Annotated in this window: 15 protein-coding genes and 2 pseudogenes; 13 read left to right on the forward strand and 4 right to left on the reverse strand. The window is 37.6% G+C overall.

Annotated elements, in window-relative coordinates:
- The first annotated feature begins 6 nt into the window (after positions 1-6).
- The 5 genes and pseudogenes from ACEPSS_RS02485 to ACEPSS_RS02505 form a co-directional block, all read left to right on the forward strand.
- The gene (locus ACEPSS_RS02485) at positions 7-1,035 is read left to right on the forward strand and encodes a zinc-binding alcohol dehydrogenase family protein (protein ID WP_395319876.1); all 1,029 of its coding nucleotides are present in this window, start codon (positions 7-9) and stop codon (positions 1,033-1,035) included.
- A gap of 149 nt (positions 1,036-1,184) precedes the next feature.
- A complete protein-coding gene (locus ACEPSS_RS02490) occupies positions 1,185-1,958 on the forward strand; it encodes a hypothetical protein (RefSeq protein WP_395319878.1) in 774 nt (257 codons plus the stop codon).
- 20 nt (positions 1,959-1,978) lie between these two features.
- Positions 1,979-3,115 carry an XRE family transcriptional regulator gene (locus ACEPSS_RS02495; protein WP_395319880.1) on the forward strand — a complete coding sequence of 379 codons (1,137 nt, stop codon included), beginning with the start codon at positions 1,979-1,981 and terminating at the stop codon, positions 3,113-3,115.
- 144 nt (positions 3,116-3,259) lie between these two features.
- Positions 3,260-4,066 carry a hypothetical protein gene (locus ACEPSS_RS02500; protein ID WP_395319882.1) on the forward strand — a complete coding sequence of 269 codons (807 nt, stop codon included), beginning with the start codon at positions 3,260-3,262 and terminating at the stop codon, positions 4,064-4,066.
- A 226-nt stretch (positions 4,067-4,292) separates the two neighbouring features.
- A pseudogene (locus ACEPSS_RS02505) lies at positions 4,293-4,409 on the forward strand (LPXTG cell wall anchor domain-containing protein); the annotation flags it as partial.
- Positions 4,410-4,653: 244 nt separating this feature from the next.
- On the opposite strand, the gene ACEPSS_RS02510 reads toward ACEPSS_RS02505, so the two are convergent.
- The gene (locus tag ACEPSS_RS02510; protein WP_395319884.1) at positions 4,654-4,827 is read right to left on the reverse strand and encodes a hypothetical protein; all 174 of its coding nucleotides are present in this window, start codon (positions 4,825-4,827) and stop codon (positions 4,654-4,656) included.
- A 78-nt stretch (positions 4,828-4,905) separates the two neighbouring features.
- On the opposite strand from ACEPSS_RS02510, the gene secA2 reads away from it, so the two are divergent.
- The 8 genes and pseudogenes from secA2 to ACEPSS_RS02550 all read left to right on the forward strand — a co-directional run.
- Positions 4,906-7,251, forward strand: a complete 2,346-nt coding sequence (gene secA2, locus ACEPSS_RS02515) for an accessory Sec system translocase SecA2 (protein ID WP_395319886.1) — start codon at positions 4,906-4,908, stop codon at positions 7,249-7,251.
- Positions 7,252-7,274: 23 nt separating this feature from the next.
- Positions 7,275-8,513 carry a hypothetical protein gene (locus tag ACEPSS_RS02520; RefSeq protein ID WP_395319888.1) on the forward strand — a complete coding sequence of 413 codons (1,239 nt, stop codon included), beginning with the start codon at positions 7,275-7,277 and terminating at the stop codon, positions 8,511-8,513.
- 14 nt (positions 8,514-8,527) lie between these two features.
- Complete coding sequence (asp1, locus tag ACEPSS_RS02525; RefSeq protein WP_395319890.1) at positions 8,528-10,126, forward strand: accessory Sec system protein Asp1; 1,599 nt, start codon at positions 8,528-8,530, stop codon at positions 10,124-10,126.
- Positions 10,119-11,723 carry an accessory Sec system protein Asp2 gene (asp2, locus tag ACEPSS_RS02530; protein WP_395319892.1) on the forward strand — a complete coding sequence of 535 codons (1,605 nt, stop codon included), beginning with the start codon at positions 10,119-10,121 and terminating at the stop codon, positions 11,721-11,723. The genes asp1 and asp2 overlap by 8 nt, the downstream gene beginning before the upstream one ends.
- Positions 11,723-12,421: an accessory Sec system protein Asp3 gene (gene asp3 / locus ACEPSS_RS02535; RefSeq protein WP_395319894.1), complete on the forward strand. Its 699-nt coding sequence runs from the start codon at positions 11,723-11,725 to the stop codon at positions 12,419-12,421. The genes asp2 and asp3 overlap by 1 nt, the downstream gene beginning before the upstream one ends.
- An 8-nt stretch (positions 12,422-12,429) precedes the next feature.
- On the forward strand, positions 12,430-13,890 hold the full coding sequence (locus tag ACEPSS_RS02540) for a glycosyltransferase (protein WP_395319896.1): 1,461 nt from the start codon (positions 12,430-12,432) through the stop codon (positions 13,888-13,890).
- Positions 13,868-14,722, forward strand: coding sequence for a hypothetical protein (locus ACEPSS_RS02545; protein ID WP_395319898.1), 855 nt, complete (start codon positions 13,868-13,870; stop codon positions 14,720-14,722). The genes ACEPSS_RS02540 and ACEPSS_RS02545 overlap by 23 nt, the downstream gene beginning before the upstream one ends.
- A gap of 186 nt (positions 14,723-14,908) precedes the next feature.
- Positions 14,909-14,998: pseudogene (locus ACEPSS_RS02550) on the forward strand (KxYKxGKxW signal peptide domain-containing protein); the annotation flags it as partial.
- A gap of 2,603 nt (positions 14,999-17,601) precedes the next feature.
- Here the strand turns inward: ACEPSS_RS02550 and ACEPSS_RS02555 are convergent.
- The 3 genes from ACEPSS_RS02555 to ACEPSS_RS02565 form a co-directional block, all read right to left on the reverse strand.
- Positions 17,602-17,958 carry a hypothetical protein gene (locus ACEPSS_RS02555; protein ID WP_395319900.1) on the reverse strand — a complete coding sequence of 119 codons (357 nt, stop codon included), beginning with the start codon at positions 17,956-17,958 and terminating at the stop codon, positions 17,602-17,604.
- A gap of 48 nt (positions 17,959-18,006) precedes the next feature.
- Entirely contained in the window at positions 18,007-18,207 is a 201-nt protein-coding gene (locus tag ACEPSS_RS02560; protein ID WP_395319902.1) for a hypothetical protein, read from the reverse strand.
- Positions 18,208-18,984: 777 nt separating this feature from the next.
- On the reverse strand, positions 18,985-21,972 hold the full coding sequence (locus tag ACEPSS_RS02565) for a hypothetical protein (protein WP_395319904.1): 2,988 nt from the start codon (positions 21,970-21,972) through the stop codon (positions 18,985-18,987).
- Between the last annotated feature and the right edge of the window lie 11 nt (positions 21,973-21,983).

Raw genomic sequence — 21,983 nt, forward strand, 5'->3', positions numbered from 1 at the left:
AAAATTATGCAAAGTGAAATGAAAGCCATTGGTTATCAAAAATTTTATCCGATTAGTAATCCCAAGAGTTTATTTGAATTTAAGACCGCGATTCCTGAACTGGAACCGCATGATCTGTTAGTTAAGGTTGAAGCAACCTCGGTTAACCCAGTTGATGTATTTACTCGGCGGGGACAAAAAACAGAGTTACAGCAACCCAAGATTATTGGGTGGGATGCTTATGGAACAGTGGTGGCAGTTGGAAAATCAACCAGTATCTTTAAACCGGGCGACCAAGTTTTTTATGCAGGTTCGTATCGGCGCCCAGGATCTGATAGCGAATATCAAGCGGTTGATGAACGAATTGTGGGACATGCCCCACAAAAATTAAGTATTCCAGAAATTGCCGCTATGCCTTTGACCAGTTTAACGGCCTGGGAAGCCTTGTTTGAACAAATGGACATCAAGCTTGAAGCCAAGGCCGACAATGCCAAAAAATCGATTTTAATCATTAATGGAGCTGGAGGCGTAGGTTCAATTGCTACACAGCTGGCTCACTTAGCTGGGTTGCAAGTTCTAGCAACGGCGGGAAATACAGAAACCAAGCAGTGGGAATTAGACCACGGCGTTGACTATGTCATTGATTATCATGATGACGTGGTTAAACAAGTTCAGGCAGCTGGCTTTGAACACGTTAATTACATTTTAGAATTAACTAACTTAGATGCCTACTGGCCTACAATTGTGAAATTAATTGCGCCGTTTGGGAAGATTGTTTCGACCACTGGTTCAGGAAAGAACCTTGATTTTCAACCGTTGAAACGCCGGATGGTCACGTTTGGTTGGGAATGGATGTATGCTAAATCTTGGTACCAAACTCCGAACATGATTTCTCAACATCAAATTCTAGAGCAAGTTAGCCAGTTATTGGATGAAGGAAAGTTACAAAGTACTTTAACCAAGAAGTTTAGTCCGATTAATGCAGAAAACTTGCGGAATGCCACTGCGTTAGTTGAATCGAAGCATATGATTGGTAAAGTAGTTGTGAAAAACTAATATACAAAAAAGCTAAGTTCTGAAAAATTTCAGAATTTAGCTTTTTTAATAAATAGTTAGTTTTTAGACTTAATAATAATTGAAATGCTAAACATTCCCTGTATAATAGTCTTATGAAGCATTTTACTTTAAATTTATAGGGGCTAAATATGACATCTTTAATTAATAATAAAACCGATTATCAACTTCCGGATAATATTGCCAAATCTTTTGCTCAGGGAATCGTTATGGGTAACAAAAAGTATGCTCAAGAACGTTTAGAAAAAGCTAAAAAGATGAAAGTTTCAAACGGATATGCTTGGGCACGTCCTAATATTATTGATGATGCTATATCAAATAATTTGGAAGCTGATGATTTAAATGAAATGGTTAAAGATAAGATAGCAAAAGCTGGCTATTTTTGGGAGTATTTACAGTTTTTTACGCCCACTAGAAAAAGTAACGAAAAAGCCTTAATTATAGTTAAGCCGGGAAAATATCGTCCATCTAAATATGGAAGTGGGATAGATAAAAAAGCACTTAGTCAAAATTCTATAAAAAATCTTATGGAAGTTAATAAACAATTATTTAATGAAAATTCTAGAGATTTTACTAAACAATTATGCTTGTTCAATATAATGCCTAATGAATTAGATGAAATTAATCAAGAAACTAATCAGAATGGATATTCTCGTTTTTATATTTTGGCCTATACTTTAAATGAAAGCTCTGAGGTTAGTGGTTTGAAATTAATGATGCCCAATCCTTATGATGCGAGTCTTGTAGAAATACAAGATTTAAGCGGCTTTATCGAAGAATTTATTGATTCCAAACTAACTGACGAACAAATTAAAGCAATTTCTAACGATAAAAATCTTAAAATTGCTGAAGAAATGAGCTTTTATGTTGAAGATGATGAAGATGAAGATGTTAATGATAACTAGTTAGAAAGGGGTGGTTTCATTTGGATTTTAATGGAACACGTCTCCGCGATATTCGTGAATCTTTCGTTTTGTCTAGAAAAGATTTATCAGATTTATTAAATGTATCTGAGCAAAGTGTTTGGCAATATGAAACGGGTCTTACGGTTCCTTCTTTTCAAATACTAAGTAAATTAAATAATATTTTTGGAGTTTCTATAGCATTTTTTACTAATAAAAATTCAATTCCTAAAGTTGTTAATTCAAAGTACATCGCTTATAGATCGGATTTAAAAAGATCAGTTAAGAATACTGAAAGAGAAACTACATTTTTAAATGTTCTTGATAGTTTTATCACTTCTTTAATTCCTAGAGTGAATTTGCCTAAGGAAGATATTTTTGAATTAAGCAAACAAACCATAAAAATGAAAAATGATGGCTGTAATTTTGATGAAATAGCTCATTTTGTAAGAAAAAGATTGAATTTGAATTTACAAAATAAGAGTTTAATGGCTATGATTGAACGCTCTGGTGTATTTATTGTTGAACGCCAGTTAAATAATAAAGTTGATGCCTACAGTGCTTGGACGGATAATAATCGACCTTATATCATACTTGGGACGAATAAATCTGGACCAAGGAGGATGTTTGATTTGGCACATGAATTTGGACATATTTTATTGCATCATAATTTAGAGTTTGATGAATCAGATAGTGCTTATGTTCTGAAGCTTGAAAAGGAAGCAAATGCTTTTGCATCATCATTACTTTTGGATAGAAATTTTTATATTGAAAATTTTAATAAAATAATTAGTGATCCAACTAATCCAATTCAATACTTATCTTTGAAAAAATATTATGGTGTATCTATTGCAGCGTTAGAAATGCGAGCAAGTAATCTGGGGCTTATCACGCCTAAACAGTCAGGATATTTTTGGGCCAGGATGACTAAGTCTGGTTATAAAAAGATTGAACCTCTAGATGATAAATTTGATATGTATGTTCCTGGCAAGATTTATGCAATTTTAAATTATCTTAATAAAAGAAAACTTCATGATTTATATGCTGAAACTGGAGTTAATCGTAGTTTTATTGAGAAAATGATAATTCGTAAAATAATTAATGCTGATAATATTGAAAATGATTCAGGAAATAAGGTTATTCCTTTATATCAAAATTAAATATTCATTTAATACACTAAGCAATTGAAGTCATCCGATTTCAATTGCTTTTTTACAAATGTTAAGGTTATGATAATAATTGATAGAATTTAGTCAATTATTATTTATGTAGTATAAGGCATAGTAAGTTTAGGAGAATTTTATATGAATGTTTCACTTAAAAAGAATTTTTTTAGAAATTTTATTACTATTTTTATAACTTTTGTAATTTCATTTTTTATATATTCTTACGTACAGTGGGATTTAAGCAAGGGAGCATTAATTTCATCCCAAAAGATTGATTGGTCAAAAATTCATCGAAACATATATTCGTCTTTGAATTCAACTATTCGAGGTACTGATATTTTACAAAAATTAAATTATAATAATATTAGTGTTAATGATTTTGAAAATGTAAATAGTTTAAATAAAGAAATTGATAAAAAAATAAATCATCAAAAAAATAAATCATCAGATGAAAAAATATCAGAACAAGAAAAAATATATTTAGAAAGTGTCTTTAATAAAAAGGAACGTGAAAATAAAGTTTCAATTTTTAAAATGGAACTGTCCCATTATTGTCAAAGAGATTTTCAATTCATAATTAATATTTCAGTTGGTTTGTTTCTTTTATCTTCAATTATGGTATGCATTTTTTCTAATTCTCTAAAAGATGCATTTTTGTTTGAAATTAATTCAATTAAAAGTTTTTTAGTATCATATATTTTGAGTAATACATTAATCTTAAGTATTTATACATCGATAACTCCATCAATAAGTGAAGAACAATTAAAATTATTATTTAGCATAATTTTATATACGTTATTTGCTACTTTTATATATTTTTTTAATGATTTGATTAAATCACTAACAAAATTTGATGCAATTATTAAATTTGCAAAAGAAATTAAAAACAACCCTAAAAAGATAATTAATAATATATGGTCTATAAGATGTAGCTCCAACAAATAACGGCAAAAATGCAACTCCAAGCAACGTAGGACATAATGGTGTTGTCAATCCAACTGATAACGTTACAAATACTGCAGTAACTCCAGCAAATGATAGTGCCAACAAGACTGTCGTAACTGTACCAACTACTCCAGTAGCTTCGGCAAACACCGTAGCTAGTGACACATCTGCAGCCCCTGTAACTTCAACACAAGCAGACACTAAAGCTGCAACACCTGCTAACCAATCCAATGCTTTACCACAAACTGGTCAAAGCACTAACCATGGATTAAGCATTAGTGGAATCATTGCAAGTTTACTTCTTGGTTTAGGTAGTTTTTTAAAGATTCGGAAGGAAGACTAATTAAATCAATCATTTCAAAATAATTTCTTAGAAAAATAAATAACAAAAAAACAACTAAAATCTGATTAATTTCAGAAGTTAGTTGTTTTTATTTACCTCTTTTTATTTCTAAAAAAATGATGTTTGTTGTAGAATGGTAAAGCGTCTTTAAACGCCAAATGCTGGTAATTTATTACAATGGTAAATTACCTTAAATGTGGTTTACATTCAGAACTTATGAGTTATAATCAAGACAATATTAATATTAAAAGCGAATTAGTGGTATTAAAACTAGTCCGACTAAAATAATTGCCAAAAATCCAAGTACGATTTTTACCATTATGTCGCGTTTATTTAATTTTTCGGGCTCTGGATGCCCTTTTTCTAATTGGTCAAAGCGTTTTTCCAGATCGCTTTCAAGTAAATTTTTTTTCTTCATAATGGAGTAATTATATAATTTCTAAAAATTAAAAGCAATTACAATCAAAAATGAAGGGTGGTGGTAATCATCAGTTTAATGCAAAAACAAAAGTACCAACAAACTGTTAAAAAGATTCAAGCGTTAGCACCGCAATATGATCAAATGAGCGATGAAGAGTTGCAACAACAAACGCAACGATTACGGCAACTTGTTCGGGCTAAACCACAAAAACTAAAAAGTATTATGCCGCAAGCCTATGCGGTGGTTTGTGAAGCTTGTTATAGAGTCTTGGGAATGCGACCCTTTCCGGTTCAAATTTTAGGAGCAGTTGCCATAGAAGACGGGAACATTGCTGAAATGAAAACGGGGGAAGGAAAAACTTTAACGGCGACCATGCCAATGTATCTTCATGGGCTACTTGGTTCGGGGAATTTTCTAATTACCGCTAACGAATATTTAGCCGCACGTGATGCCGAAGAAATGGGAAAAGTTTACCGTTGGCTGGGTTTAACGGTTGAAAGTGCCGTGCCTGAAATTGGTAGCAAACCCGAAGATCGGGATTTAGATAAAATCTATGCAGCTGATATTGTCTATACCACTAATAGCACGCTTGGTTTTGATTATTTATTTGATAATTTAGCTAAGTCAATTAGTGATCAACATCTGCGAGAATTAAACTTTGCTTTAATTGACGAAGCGGATTCGGTTTTACTAGATACGGCCCAAACGCCACTAGTGATTTCTGGAGTTCCGCGGGTTCAGTCAAATTACTATCAAACATCTGATCAGGTCGTTAAGTTACTTTCTGAGGAAACGGATTATGAGATTAGTGATGATTTAAAAAATGCTTGGTTTACCCCCGAGGGCATTGTCAAAATGGAACAGTATTTAGATGTCGATAACTTACTTGCTAAAGAATGGCAAGATCTGTACCGACATTTAGTGTTAGCTTTACGTGCTAACTACATTCAAAAACGTAATCAAAATTACATCGTCAAAGATGGCGAAGTGGTCTTGATTGATGCCGAAAACGGACGTGAATTACAAGGAATGAAGATGCAAGCGGGGATGCACCAAGCCTTGGAAGCCAAAGAGCAGGTCGAAATTTCCGTGGAACAACGAACGATGGCGACGATTACCTATCAAAGTTTGTTTCGAATGTTTCATCAACTAGCTGGAATGACGGGAACTGCGGCTACTGACAAAAAGGAATTTTTGGAAGTATATAATTTATCCGTCTTCAAAGTTCCGACCAACAAGCCCAATATTCGAAAAGACTTACCAGATAATCTCTTCATTAGTAACCGTGCCAAATTAATGTCCACCTTAGGAGTGGTAAAAGAGGCTCATCAACAGGGACGTCCGGTTTTAATTGAAACTGGATCATTAGAATTATCGATTCTTTACTCGAATCTACTATTAAAAGAACGAATTCCCCACAGTTTGCTAAATGCGCGAAGTGAAGTTAAAGAAGCTGAAATTATCAAACACGCTGGTGAATTAGGCGCAGTTACCGTTGCGACCTCAATGGCCGGTCGGGGAACTGATATTCAGATTGATAAGGAAGTTGAAGCTTTAGGGGGACTCTTAGTTCTTGGAACTGAACGGATGCAAAACAAGCGAATTGATAACCAGTTGCGGGGACGTGCTGGACGGCAAGGAGCTCCTGGTGAAAGTGTTTTCTATGTTTCCTTAGAAGACAAAGTGGTCACGGAAAATGCACCCAAACGAGTTCGAAAGTTCGCTTATCGGCATGCTAAGCAGGCTAAACAAGCATTAAATAATAAAGGTCGTTTCCGAAATGCGATTAATATTTCACAAAAGAATTTAACTAATCAAGAACGAAATGCTCGGTTTGATACCTTACAGTACGGAGAAATTTCACGAATCCAACGGGATAGTGTCTATCATGAACGGAATCTAATTATGCAGGCTCATGATTTGCAACCCGTGATTGAGCTTTGTTTTAAGAAGGTCGCCCATCAGTTTGTCTACGCAAGGGATCAAATGGATAATCCTGATATTTCTCTACTTGAATTTATTTATCAAAACCTGGATTCAACGTTTCATGTGGAACAAGATTTGGATAGCTTGACCGATCAAGAACAAGAACAACTCTTGCTTCAAGTAATGCATGATCGGTTAGCAGCAATGCACCAAAAATTACCGCATGCTGATCAGTGGATTTACTTTGCTCGTCTAGCGATTTTACGAGCCGTTGATCAGGGTTGGGTCGATCAAGTTGATCAACTTGATATGTTAATGCGGGTTACTAAAAGTCGTTCGATTGCTCAGGTTAATCCAATTTTTGAATTTCAAAAAGAAGCCCAAAAATCTTACCAGAGCATGCGTGACACAATTAATCTGCAAGTAGTGAAAAATATTACTAATTCTGATGTAATTCCCCAAGCCGATGGAACGGTTGATATTGAATTTCCATAAAGAAAGGGAAGTTACTAATTAAAATGAAATTTTTTCGAAAACATACTTTACTGACGCGTACGCTCTGGATGCTGTTCTTCTTGATTATTCTTTTAGTCGGGCAAGCAATTACGCTCCCCGGAATCGATCCAGCTGTGGCGCATGTCGCTTTAGAAAAACAAACTTATTTACAATTTTTAGGGGTTGCAGTGGGGGGACAATTTAGTGTTCCAACGCTGTTCACCCTGGGACTAGGTCCATATATGACTGGTTTGATTATTTGGCAAGCCATTGCGGCCTTAGATTTAGACTCAGTTAACCGCCTGTCAATTAATCAAACTGGATACATTCAAAAATTAATTACCTTGGTGCTAGCTTTCTTACAAGCTTATCCGATTTTACAATATGTCCAACCTGCCCTAGAAACGGTTTACTTTGGTAATACTGAAGTTCCGACCGATTTGATTAACTTTGGTGCCGTTTTGATTTTAGTGGCGGGCGCGATGTTTACCGTTTTCTTAGGAAACCTTAACAATGACAAGGGGTTAGGGGGAATCTCAATGATGATTCTTCCAGGAGTCTTAATGGGACTTCCCAAAACCTTGCAAGTTGGGTGGGGGAACTTTGATTACAAACTGACCACTCCGCATTTAATCATTGCAGTAATTGTGACCCTAGTTGTCATCATTGCATTAGTTATGCTTTTACAAATCGAACTTCGAATTCCCTTACAGAAGCCTTTGATGGAGGGAAGCGGAAGCAAATCTTACTTACCTTTCAAACTCTTAATTGCAGGAGCCATGCCTTTTATGTTCTCCTCAACTTTGTTTATGCTACCGCGTAACTTAGTACAAGGTAGCTATGATGTTAGTCATAGTGGTTTTGGAAAATGGGTTTTACTGTTAACTGACCAACAAACGATTTTAGGTATCATTAACTATGGTGTGATCATCATGATTTTGACCTATGCATTTGGGTTCATTACCGTACAGCCGTTACGGTTAACTAAGCAGATGAAAGAAAATAACGAATATATTTTCCAAGTTTTCCCTGGTAGTGATACCAGTAGTTACTTATTGAAACGCTTCTTTACAATGGCGACCTTTGGGGGACTTGCTTTAGTAATTATGGCGTTAATTCCGTTAATTATTGGGTTACACGTTTCGGGGATTGCGAATTACACGCTTTACATTGGCAGTGTGGCAATTTTAGTTACTTTGATTAAAGTACTTTGGGACCAAATTTTGGCCCTTTACAGTAAGAATCGTTATCGCATTTTTTAAGGAGGGACACGTACTTGAGCTTAATTATTCCAAACTTTAAAGATTCTCATGGACAAGCACTGGTTGATTTACCAGAAGTGGTCTTAGCTAAAATGTTACAACAGGCTGAAGAACCGGTCGAATTAGCTTTTTTACAACAGTCTTACACCTTGAATCGTGATTTACAAACCATCGGACTCCAAGACGTTCCTTACTGGAATGCGTTTGACGATTTGCAACAAGTGCAAGAACGCGCGGGCTTACCACTAACTATCTATGATTTTCCGTTAGCTGATGGACTGGAACCACTTTTTAATAATAGTGGGAATCAGGTCCTCATGTATAAAGCTGACGAATTGAAACTAGAAGTTACGGTTCACAATCAAATTGAAGTTGAACAAGTTATTCACTTTTTAGCTGATGGCAGTCAGCAAATTGATAATTATGATGACCGGGGATTTCTTAGTACGACTTTGTGGTTGAATTCGGAGAAACAAATTCAGAAAATGCAGTGGTTTACCCCATTTCATGAAGTGGTTGCGGAAATGGATGCTAAGTTAAAAATTACGATTAGTTCCCAATTTCGGAATCAATTTTGGGAAAGCAACTACCCCAATCTGAATGAACTAGTGGCTGAAATGTATCAACGCCACTTTGAGTTACCCAAGGTGGTCATTGCAGCCTTCCGTTCGGGAGCTGATCAACAAAATCGTTTTTACCTGGAACTTCCGGCCATACGGAAAATTGCTTTACTTGATCAAGATGTTTCTTTAGCCAAAGTACAAAATGCGGTTACTACTGATCAAGAAGTGAAGTGGGTCTTTCCGAGTCGCATCTTAAAAAAGCAATTTTTAGATCAGGAAAATCAACAACAACCCAAACTTGATACCATTGCGATTGAACCATATCCGACCGCCTTTACTTTAGGGATGAGTAATGAATTTGAAGCTCAAATGATTTATTGGCAGTTTCAGCAACAAACCAATGAAACGATTGCATCTAGTTTGCAACCAATTTTCCCTTTAATTTTTCAAAATGAAAAACTAGTTCTACTACTTGACGGAACATGGGAGCAACGGGCACTATTCACTGAATTAGCGAAACAATGGGTTCAAACTATCACAAATGTTGATACAAATAGTAATGATTACCAACGTTACATTGAAGTAGGGAAGCCAGAAGAATTTAGTACCGAAGCAGAGTGGTTAGACTACTTAGACGAACAAATCGATGCAGAAGAAGTTGATTTTAATCAAGACCAAATGCATCAATTTTATCAAGTGGGTAACTTTCTTGCTCGGATTCAAGTGGTTGACGATAAAACTGATTTAAATGACGTCTTTGCCAAAGCTAGATTATTTATTGACCAAGGACCACAAGCTGATTTACGGAAACAAATCTTAGCAATTTCAACGGGAGTTCCGATAATTAGTTTTGCTCCGACTGACCTCGTGATTGAGGAAGGTAATGGCTTTCAGAACACTGTAGTTGAAAATTTACCAGCCCAGATTAGTTATTTCTTGGATAATTTACATCATTGGAACCAAAGTCTAGTTGATAGCGTTGGTTTGATGGAAGAATATGAAGCAGATCAACTATTACAACGTTGGAAAGGGGTGATGACAGATGGCTAAACCAAAAATTGTAACCCCAGTCCTACACTTTAGTGACCAAGATTGGTCAAAGGAAGCTAACTATTTTACGGATGATTATCAATATTATCAAGCTGATACGGATGATTTACACCAAGAGTTTGTAACCAAAAAGCCATTGTTTAAGGCCAATGGCAAGCTGAATTCAGCGTATCGGAATGCCGTCTTTATTTTGGATCAGGCGTTTCCGTGGTTTAATGATTTAGAAATCTTAAAGCAATTACCAGCCAACGAACTCCTAGTTAGTAAAACGGTTCCGTTAAGTGCGGAAAGTAAACACCTTTTAGAACTTAAAGGAGCATTTTTCTTTGACCAAGAAACTACACCACACCAACTAATTAGTGATATTCAACATTACTTTTATTATGATCCCGATGGTTATCGGCTTGATCCTCGTGCTTGGCAAATCAATCATAAAAAAATTGAGTCCGTTTCACGTCGGGGTGAAATTTATCAAGCCGTAGAATTAAAGCCGAGTGATGATTGGGAACTCTTGATGACGAATGATAATGCAACCTATCTTCCCGCCAAAATGAGTAATAAAGTTTCCCTTGATTACCAGACGGGACCAGATAACGAACTGGGAATTAAAATCAGACAAATCGATGCCCAAACGCATGCCGTGATTCAAACCGTTTTCTTGCAAGGTGAAGAATTGGAGCAGAGCTTTTCGATTGATAGTGATGAAAAAGCCACCTTTTTCCAAGTGTTAATTTATGGGAAAGGGAAGGGTTCAGTTAAAGTCGGCACGCTCCACATTCGTCGTTCCCGTGGACCTTACGGAGAGATGATGCCTAATGATCAAGTGCTAAATGATCAAGCTTTGCATAGTAATGTCGGAATTTATTTTGACGCTGGTGATTTAAAGCCGCCATTGAACGTGTACTTTGCCGGGTATCGGACTAAGGAAGGGTACGAAGCACGGCGGATGATGCAAAATTTTGGAGCTCCATTCTTGTTAATCTCAGATTGGCGTCTAGAAGGGGGAGCCTTTTATCTTGGTGACGAAGCGTTTGAACAACAAATTGTTCAGACGATTAAGGATACCTTGAAGAAGCTTCACTTTAAAGAGAACGATTTAATCTTAGCCGGCATGTCAATGGGAACGTTTGGGGCGATGTATTATGGGGCTAAGTTAAATCCCAAAGGAATTGTCGTTGGAAAACCCTTGGCCGAAGTGGGAACAATTGCGCAAAATGGCCGGGTGAAGCGACCTGATGATTTTCGTACCAGTGAAGATATGCAGCTTTACTTTGAAGATGATTTGTCAGAAGCATCCAGTCAAAAATTAGACCAACGCTTTTGGCAAAACTTTGAAAATGGGACTTTAAGTGAGACGACGATGGCCGTTGCTTATATGTTACAAGATGATTACAACAAAGATGCCTACAAAGGTCTGCGCCAACGGTTTCCCGCATTAAATCCCACTGGTAAGTTACTCGCCAAGGGATTTGAAGGACGGCATAATGATCAAACTGGTCCGATTGTGGCCTGGTTTCAGCGTAATTATTGGCATTTGCTAGAACCATATGGTCGAAAACGTCCCTATAAGCCGAAAGAGAGGGGGAAGAAGAAATAATGGAAACCATTTATCTTTTGCATTGGGATCCAGCTGACACGAATACTGATACCTATGGCTCACAAATTAGTTATCAAAAAGATGGCAGCGTCCAATATCAAAACGAACTTCAACCCGCTGGGAAAAAGATGCATTGGTGGCAAACTAATTACTTCGGTGATCCTGATCCGCTCCAAAGTGCTCGGTATGGAAGTAAACGATTGCCCCAAATTCCCAGAAACCAAACTTTTTCCTTAGTTTTTAAAGGGACCGTGATTCCTGAGCATTCGGTCGGCTTAACCGTCCGTAGTTTTGATGAAACGGGTCAGTTAATCGATCAAAAAATGACGTTAAATGACCAGCTTAATTTTGAACTTAATGACGAAGAGCAAGCCTATGAGGTCTCATTGGTCAAATTTAACAATACTGAAATTTTGTTTCAGGGATTGTTGCTAATTCCAGATACAGTTACCAAGCAGTATCAGATTCAACCACAGCATGGTCAAATGATGGTGCGTCAGTTTCATCGGGTTGTTGATGCCCTTCCACTGCCGACTGAAACTTTAACCGAGCCTCTACGGATTGTGCTTATCAATGATCGTTGGAACCAGCAACAGCTTCAACAAGTTGAACATGATTTCAAAACTAAATTTAAATTAGAACAGGTTGATTGTTCAGCTAGTGATTTGAAAGCTCAAGCATTATTGAATAGAAAGTAGGATTTTTTATGAATTTTTTCATTAATCAAGCAATGGGAATGGGTAATTCTGGGGTTGAACACGCCGAATTTTACCGAGCTCGTCGTTTTAAACAAGCAAAAGTCCCATATCGCTTTATTTTTCTAAACTTAGTTCCTGAATTACACCAAGCCATGGATCGCTGGGGCCTTAAAGACAGTGAAGTATTAAACCTTTGGGAATACTTCGTCTTAGGTGGTGATTATCTCAAAAACGGTTTAGAAAAACGGATTAAACCCCGTAAAGGTACCATGGTCGTTGATTCGACGAACACGAACCGGAAGCGCGATTTTGTCACTGATTCTGGCATGCGCATCGTGCAACACTTCTATAAGGGAGCAGATAAACAGCATCCTGATAATAAAATCTTGCAAGTTGGGGTTTCCCGCGTTGAACTTTTCCGTTCCTCAACGGGAGAACGAAAAGTAATGTATTCCATTGAAAACGATGAACATCGTGGATCAAATGTGGTTAACATTCATCTCTACAACGAAAATGGCAAACATCTCTTTTTCCGAAACTTGCACAGTTTACACCGTTACTTCTTTGAAAAAGTTAACGAAGCCTATGCTGGTGACAGTACCTTTATTATCGATCGTGGTGAATTTGCGGATGACGTTTTAATGCGTGACCGAATTCCTGGTTCTAAATTGGTCTACATTGTGCATGCCGATCAATTATCTAATCGGGATGATAAAAAATACCCACTCTGGAACGATCACTATGAATTCTTACTCGAAGACTTACATAAAGTCGATCGTGTAGTGACCGCAACTAAGTTACAACGAAAAGATATGTTAGTGGATGATCCAACTGCTGAAGACATTATCTATGCCATTCCCGTTGGGGGAGTTAAAGACGACGTGGTGAAACAAAAACCGCGAAAAGCTCACACTCCATTCCGCTTTATTACGGCTTCTCGTTTAGCTGCTGAAAAGCATATTGATGTTGCTATTAAAGCCGTTGCTAAACTTCATGAACAAGGTATCAAAGTTACTTTTGATATTTACGGACAAGGAGAAGAACAAAAGAAATTAGAAGACACCATCAAAGAAGTGCACGCTGAAGATTACATTCAGATGAAGGGACTCTCACACGACTTGGAACACGTTTATCCTAAGTATGATGCCTTTGTCTCAACTTCATTCTCTGAAGGTTTTGGTTTAACTTACATCGAAGCCTTGAATGCCGGCTTACCAGTGATTACTTTTGATGCCCGGTTTGGGGCTCAAGAATTAGTCCATGACGGAGTGAACGGTTATCTGGCTGACTTACACCGTGGTGATGATAAATACAACGTAGAACAAATTGAAGCCGCAATGAAAAAATTATTGAACGGTAACTACGACAAAATTCAAGCAGCTACGAGCAAGTCAGTAGCTGATTTCCAAAATCACATTGTCGCTAAACAATGGAAGGAGCTAATCAATGGATTACGTACTAGTAAATAATGTCAATTCTGATGAACAGTGGCAAAAAATTAAAGCTGAGTTCAAAGGTGGCCGTACGCCAAACGTGATTTCGTTGGTTTCGGCTCCGAAGATTGGAAAATATTTTGGCGAAGCACACGTCAATGGTTATAACTTGTTAGACCATTTGACGCATCGCAAGTACCACTTAGGGAGCTATCGTTTCTTTAACGATGTTCCCGTGCCAGCTTGGGCGAAAGTTTTTGTAAACCGAGATGGCAGTATTTCAATTCTTGATCGTGGCGAAGAAATTGGAAAAGAGTTCTTGTACCCTAATACGCGACGTGCAGTTCAAGACATTCGTTACACTAATGAAGACGGTAGTTTGGATTACATTGAAGAATATGCGTTTGATGGAACTATTTTTAGTAATCTTTTCTATGCCGAAAACGAAATGTTGGAAATGGTCTTTTATGATCAACACCAGCGTCCCGTTGTTCGCTACTATCTCTATGAGGGGGTGATTAATTACATTACCATTGAGGATCCAAAAACACGGGAGGTTCTCACGCATTACGATAATCTGAACGAATTTTATAACGATCAGGTTAAACAAAAAGTTACCGAACACGATAAGGTTACCATCTATTACATGGGAGTTGAATTAACCGCTTTGCGTGGCACTAAGTCACACAATATTCTTCGGTTAAGTGAAAGTCCTTTAGATGATGAAGGGAATGTGCGCGGTAATCTGTTAGATATTCTCTATGACCGGGTTTCAACGATCCAAACGGTTAAGGTTACTCAAGCTGACTATGACATTTTGCAAATCAAAAATGTCCCACTCAATAAGTTAGAATTGATTAACGAGTAATTGACGTAATTAGTGTTTAATTGTTAAGGGAAATTAATATTAATTTAATGTACTTACAAAAGGTTTTTATTATATAATGTACAAACCTGATTATTGAAGAACACTAATGGATTATAGTAAAGGAGTTACTCCATGAGTAGATTTAATGAAAAACGACGGGAAACGCTTTTTGAAAACAATAAAAAAATGCGTTTCAGAATGTATAAAGCTGGGAAGCAATGGCTTGTGGCTGGAACAGGGACTGTAACTGGAATTGTTGCAACCTTATTCCTAGGGGCTCCTACCACCTTAGCCGATGCGACTCAACAAATTTCCAAACAGGTTGATACACAAGATGACTTATTGGTGAACCAACAACAGGCTACAATTCCTGCCACCTCTGAATCAATGAGTTCTCAATCTGATAGCAACAAATCCACCAGTACCGATTCACATTCCAACTCTGAAGATACTGGTTCCGCCTCTAAGAGTACTTCCACTTCACAATCGGAAAGTACTTCACTCTCAACCTCACAAAGTCTTAGTGAAAAAGAAGCTCACAAATCAACTTCTGCTTCACAAAAAGATAATCCTGTAAAAGACAGTACCTCTACCAAAACTGATGATAAACAAGCTAGTCAATCACAAAGCAACACTAACAATGATGCTAAGCCAACTGCTAAGCAGCTTCGCCAAGCAACCCGTTTTGCTGCCGTAACTAGTTTATCTGATAGTCAAACTAATCCACAAAGTAATTCAGACAGTAACACTTCAACCAGTGACAGTAATAACTCCACTAGTCAAAGCAACAGTCAATTAACCGATACTGAGTTACAAGCTTCTCAACAAGCTTCAATGTCAACTCAAACACAACAAAGTCTTTCAGCTCAACAATCGACATCAATTAGTGATGATTCACAAAATCAATTAAGAAGAGCTTTTACTAACTTTGCAGCAGCAGATCCAAACCAACAAACGCCTGCTGACCCTAATTTCAACCCAGAAAATGGGGAAACAACCATTAATGCTGATAATTTCTTAGATTATTTCCAACTTGGTGGTAATTCTACTTACACTTATGATCAAGCAAGTAATTCTTGGATTTTAACGCTTACTCAAGATAAATCTGGTCAAGCTGGTAATGCTTATTTGAAAAATAAGGTTAATGTCCAACAAAGTTTTGACTTGAAGGGGCAAGTTTACATTGGTAATCATTTGGGAGCCGATGGAATGGGATTTGCGTTCCATCCTGGTAACGTTGGAGAACTTGGGTTAAATGGTTACGGTACTGGGATTGTTGGCCTTTCCAATGCCTTTGGGTTTAAATTAGATACCTTTAACAATGGATCTCCTACTGATCCAACTACTGATCCAAACAGTGTTGGTGTCCCTTATACCTATTCAGATGGGGTTTCAATACCAAAGTATAGTAAAAACTTCCCCTATGGAGGATTCTTAACTACCAATGCTCAAGGTAATGGAACACTTGATGCAGGTAGCGCTCAATTCTTAAACACTACTTATCCTAATCCTCCTTATGGCGTTAGTGGTGATAATCCAGCTGGTTCTAGCTCTCCTTATAAGGTTGAAACAGCTGATTCTCAATTTTTAGATTTTGAACTTAGTTATAATGTTGAAAGTAGAACAATGTCCATTAGTTATGCGGGTCTTACATGGAGCAAGGTTCTTGATACTTCATATACAGATTTAGCCTTTGCTTTGAGTGCTTCTACAGGTCAAGATCATAACTTACAACAATTCAAGATTAATAGCTTCAATTATTACCAATCAGCGACAGTTAACGTTAAGTGTGAAGATGGGAATGGAAACCAAATTTCTACAGCTTCCGTTGACAAACAAGCTACCTATCCAGATGGTGCATTTAGAAATGATCCTTATGTAGCTACACCACCAACTATTGCAGGTTATGATTACGTTGGCTTGGGTCCTACCAGTCTTCCTGAATCAGGAACTTTAACTAAGTGGGGTAATAACGGGGATGTTATTTTTGTTTATACTGCAAACAAAGCTACCATTGCTTCACAAAGTCAATCAGTAAGTACCTCACAAAGTACTTCAGCTGCAAGTGCTTCCTCAAGTAATTCAGCTGCAAGTACTAGTACTTCAACTAGTGAGTCAACTGCATCATTGTCACACAGTGCTTCCCTAAGTACCTCAGCTAGTGTTTCAACCAGTACTTCTGTTTCTATTGATTCAAATAATTCATCTGCTACTGCTTCAGCAACTACTTCAACCAGTACTTCAGCTGTGAAGAGTACCAGTGAATCATTCTCAGAGCTTCCTTCAACGACTGATTCAGATAGTGCTAATAAGTCAGCTTCAACCAGTGACAGTGAAAGTGCTAGTGCATCTAAAACTAGTAGTGAGTCATTAAGTACTTCAGTATCTGGAATTGCTAGTGCCTCTGATGCAAGTAAGTCAGCATCTAAATCAACTAGTGAATCTGATTCAACCAGTTATAGTTTAAGTGGTTCAACGGTAAAAAGTGCTGCAGATTCAGCAAGTACCTCAACCAGTTATTCAACTAGTACATCAAATAGTTATTCAACCACTTACAGTAACTCAGAGTCATATCAAAAATCCATTTCAGATAGTGCTGCTAAGAGTACTACAGCTAGTGATAGCGGATCTAAGAGTCGCTCAAATTCATCATCTGATAGCTATAAATCATTGAGTGAAAGTAAATCGATTGATACTAGAAGTGCTTCAGCAAGTACAAGTACTTCAAGTAGTGCTTCAGCAAGTCGTTCTCAATCAACTACCTTAACTAGTAATAGTGCTAGTGCCTCAAAGAGTGACTCTGAAAGTGCTTCAACGATGAAGAGTAAGAGCATCTCACTTTCAATTAGTGGAACTGGTAGTGATACTAACAGTGCTTCTCAGTCAGCATCAACTAGCTCAAGTGATAGTGATTCTGCTGCTAAAAGCGCTAGTACTTCAGTAAGCACTTCATTATCTAGCAAGAGTACGAATGACATTGATAGTAAGCTAGCAAGTATTTCAACTAATAAATCTGATAGTGCAAGTAAGTCTGACAGCGAAGTAACTTCAAAAAGCAATTCAATTTCAGCAAGTACTTCTGACTTTAACTCAGCAAGCAATTCAGGCTCGGATGACTCGATTAGTACAAGTAAGTCAGCTTCTGATGCCTCAGTCAGTGCAAGTACAAGTACTTCATTAAGTGATTCGGCAGTAAATAGTCGATCAACGTCGGCTAGTACTTCACTTGCTAGCAATACTTCAGCAACAGCTACAGATAGTGGTGTTACTTCGGATGAGAAGAGTCAAATGGGATCTGTTTCACAAAATGGATCAGCAGCCAAAAGTACCAATGCTTCTAAAACAAGTTCACAATCAACTTCTACATCGATTCTACAGCCATCACGTAGTGCCTCAACTAGTAAATCAACTAGTATCAGTACAGTAGCTAGTAAGTCAACTTCATCATCAGAAAGTACTAAGTCAGCATCAACTAGCAAGTCCAATGCTAGTGATAGTGTTTCTAATGCCAGCTACTCTGATTCAGTAAGTCATAGTACTTCAGGTGTTACAAGCATTTCTGCTAGTGTATCTGCATCATTGAGTAATATTGATAGTCTTTCTAAATCAGCTAGTGCAAGTACATCTTTAAGTACCTCAACTAATGCTAGTGACTCTAAACGAGAATCCAGTAACAGTGCTTCGCTTTCTAATGATAATTCAACTGATAGTACTTCAATTAGTGAAGGTAACAGTACTCTTAGCTCTATTTCTGAGTCTGTAAGTAAATCTAACGATTCTCTTTCTAACTCAGCTTCAGATAGTCAATCTACTTCTGCTGATAAGAGTACCTCAGAATCAACTTCATTCTCTAATGCTTCAATTAGTGCCTCAACCAGTAGTAGTCAGAGCTTATCAACTGTTAAATCTATCTCAAAAGTAGTTAGTGATTCTGCAAGTAAAGAATCGGTTAGTGATTCATCCTTTGGTTCAGTTAGTGATTCACACAGTACTTCAGCTTCACAAAGTGCAAGTACTTCAGATATTGCAAGTAAAACAGCTGCTAATAGTAGTAGTCTTTCTGGAAGTGTTTCTGCTTCAACTAGAGATTCACTAAGTAATGAAAGTATTTCAATCAGTAAGACTGGATCAGAAAGTACTTCAACTTCTGCTAAGAAGGACTCTACGATTAAGAGCCAGGCTTCTGATTCCGCAAGTAATTCTAAAGCAGCAGAGTCAACTTCAGATTCTTGGTCAAACTTCTTCAGTAATAGTGTTTATTCTTACAGTGCTTCAAAGAGCCAATCAGACAGTACTTCAGCTTCACAAAGTACTTCCGATTCTGCTAGTACCAGCGCTTCAAAGAGCCAAGCAACTAGTAATGCTTCCGATACAGCAAGTGGATCATATTCTGACTCAATCAGTAAGAGTACTAGTGATAGTGACTCAGCGGTTAAGTCTATAAGTGAATCAGCATCTAAGAGCTTTAGTGGCAGTGATTCAAAACGTGATAGTGACTCAGAGTCTGCTAGCCATAGTATTGAATCAAGAAATAGTCTTTCTGGATCACGTTCAACTGCTTCAGGTAGTGCTTCAACTTCAACATCAAGTAGTTTAACTAGTGATTCAAGTATTTCTGCTTCAATTTCTATAGTTGATTCAAAGAATACTGATTCAATTTCAACATCAAGTTCACTTAGTGATGCTGGCAGTCGTAAAGCTTCTAAAAGTGCTTCAACTAGTTCTTCTTTGAGTGCTTCCCACGCTAAGAGTGAAAGTACAAGCGTTTCTGATAATGTTAGTGAAAGTATTTCAACTAGTACTTCATCATTCAAGTCATTGAGTGACTCAATTGCTAGTGATAGCACTTCAACTAGCAAGTCAACTGGATCAGATTCAGCTAGTGCAAGCACCAGTGAATCAACTAGTGTAAGCAAGAGTATTTCAACTAGCAAATCAACTGACTCAGCATCAATTAGTGCAAGTATCAGTGACTCAGCAAGTACTTCAAAAGTTGATAGCGAAAGCAAGTCAGCATCTGAACAAGGTTCAGGAACTAACTCAGCAAGTACCTCAGACTCAGCTGTAACTAGTGCAAGTACCAGTGAATCATCACGCGATAGCAAGAGTGCTTTAGCAAGTACATCTGTAAGTACCAGCGAAAGTGAAGATTCAGCAAGTACCTCAGCAAGTAAAGCAACTAGTACTTCAGATTCAAAGAGTATTAGTAATAGCAAGTCTACTTTCGATAGTGCTTCAGAATCATCACATGATTCAACATCAGATTCATCAAGTGCTTCAAAGAGTACCTCAGAATCTGATAGTACTTCTGGAACCAATAGTGAATCTACTACTGCATCAGCAAGTGCATCAACTAGTACTTCAATTAGTGAAAAGGCATCTAAGACTGCTAGCGCATCAGCTTCAACTTCAGTAGACTCACGCTCAAATAGCGAATCAAAAGCTAGTGATAGTGCTTCAGCTGCAAGTAAGAGTGAATCAACTAGTACTTCAGATTCAAACTCAACTAGTGCCTCAACTAGCGCAAGTGCCAGTGCTTCAACTAGTGATAGCGCAAGTGCTTCAAAAGTAATTTCAGAAAGTACTTCAATTTCAAAAGAAAGCACATCAACTAGCAAGTCAACTGGATCAGATTCAGCTAGCGCAAGTACCAGTGAATCAACTAGTGTAAGTAAGAGTGCTTCAACTAGCACTTCAAATGAATCAGACTCAACTAGTGCAAGTATCAGTGATTCAGCAAGTACTTCAAAAGTTGATAGCGAAAGCAAGTCAGCATCTGAACAAGGTTCAGGAACTAACTCAGCAAGTACCTCAGATTCAGCATCAACTAGTGCAAGTACCAGTGAATCATCACGCGATAGCAAGAGTGATTCAACAAGTAAATCTGTAAGTATCAGCGGAAGCGAAGCTTCAGCAAGTACCTCAGCAAGTACATCAACTAGCACTTCAGATTCAGATAGTGTAAGTAAGAGTGCTTCAACTGAAAAGAGTGCTTCAACTTCAGCTAGTGATTCAGATTCTAGTTCAGCAAGTGCATCTAAGAGTAAGGCAGAATCAGTTTCAACTAGTGAATCAAATCCAGCTAGTGAAACAGCCTCAGCCAGTGCTTCAACTAGTAAAGAAAATAGTGAAAATGCATCTAAGACTGCTAGTGCATCAGCTTCAACTTCAGCAGACTCACGTTCAACTAGCGACTCAAAAGCTAGTGATAGTGCTTCAGCTGCAAGTAAGAGTGCATCAACTAGTACCTCAGATTCAAATTCAACTAGTGCCTCAACTAGCGCAAGTGCCAGTGCCTCAACTAGTGATAGTGCAAGTGCTTCAAAAGTAATTTCAGAAAGTACTTCAATTTCAAAAGAAAGCACATCAACTAGCAAGTCAACTGGATCAGATTCAGCTAGTGTAAGTACCAGTGAGTCAGCTAGTGTAAGTAAGAGTGCTTCAACTAGCACTTCAAATGAATCAGACTCAACTAGTTCAAGTATCAGTGATTCAGCAAGTACTTCAAAAGTTGATAGCGAAAGCAAGTCAGCATCTGAACAAGGTTCAGGAACTAACTCAGCAAGTACCTCAGATTCAGCATCAACTAGTGCAAGTACCAGTGAATCATCACGCGATAGCAAGAGTGATTCAGCAAGTATATCTGTAAGTATTAGCGGAAGCGAAGCTTCAGCAAGTACCTCAGCAAGTACCTCAACTAGTACTTCAGATTCAGCTAGTGCAAGTAAGAGTGAATCAACTGAAAAGAGCGCTTCAACTTCAGCAAGTGATTCAGATTCTAGTTCAACTAGTGCATCTAAGAGTAAGGCAGAGTCAGTTTCAACTAGTGAATCAAATCCAGCTAGTGAAACAGCCTCAGCCAGTGCTTCAACTAGTAAAGAAAATAGTGAAAATGCATCTAAGACTGCTAGCGAATCAGCTTCAACTTCAGTAGACTCACGCTCAAATAGCGAATCAAAAGCTAGTGATAGTGCTTCAGCTGCAAGTAAGAGTGAATCAACTAGTACTTCAGATTCAAACTCAACTAGTGCCTCAACTAGCGCAAGTGCCAGTGCTTCAACTAGTGATAGTGCAAGTGCTTCAAAAGTAATTTCAGAAAGTACTTCAATTTCAAAAGAAAGCACATCAACTAGCAAGTCAACTGGATCAGATTCAGCTAGTGCAAGTACCAGTGAGTCAACTAGTATAAGCAAGAGTGCTTCAAACTCAACTAGTGCTGCTAGTGATAGTACAAGTGCTTCGAAGAGCACATCAACCAGCA

This window comes from Fructilactobacillus frigidiflavus, from assembly GCF_044054575.1.
GTDB classification, from domain to species: Bacteria; Bacillota; Bacilli; order Lactobacillales; family Lactobacillaceae; genus Fructilactobacillus; species Fructilactobacillus frigidiflavus.

Coding starts and splice junctions, on each gene's coding strand:
- ACEPSS_RS02545 (WP_395319898.1), top strand. CDS start 13,868: ATGGATTACGTACTAGTAAATAATGTCAATTCTGATGAACAGTGGCAA.
- ACEPSS_RS02510 (WP_395319884.1), bottom strand. CDS start 4,827: ATGAAGAAAAAAAATTTACTTGAAAGCGATCTGGAAAAACGCTTTGAC.
- asp3 (WP_395319894.1), top strand. CDS start 11,723: ATGGAAACCATTTATCTTTTGCATTGGGATCCAGCTGACACGAATACT.
- ACEPSS_RS02540 (WP_395319896.1), top strand. CDS start 12,430: ATGAATTTTTTCATTAATCAAGCAATGGGAATGGGTAATTCTGGGGTT.
- asp2 (WP_395319892.1), top strand. CDS start 10,119: ATGGCTAAACCAAAAATTGTAACCCCAGTCCTACACTTTAGTGACCAA.
- ACEPSS_RS02520 (WP_395319888.1), top strand. CDS start 7,275: ATGAAATTTTTTCGAAAACATACTTTACTGACGCGTACGCTCTGGATG.
- ACEPSS_RS02500 (WP_395319882.1), top strand. CDS start 3,260: ATGAATGTTTCACTTAAAAAGAATTTTTTTAGAAATTTTATTACTATT.
- ACEPSS_RS02490 (WP_395319878.1), top strand. CDS start 1,185: ATGACATCTTTAATTAATAATAAAACCGATTATCAACTTCCGGATAAT.
- secA2 (WP_395319886.1), top strand. CDS start 4,906: ATGCAAAAACAAAAGTACCAACAAACTGTTAAAAAGATTCAAGCGTTA.
- ACEPSS_RS02485 (WP_395319876.1), top strand. CDS start 7: ATGCAAAGTGAAATGAAAGCCATTGGTTATCAAAAATTTTATCCGATT.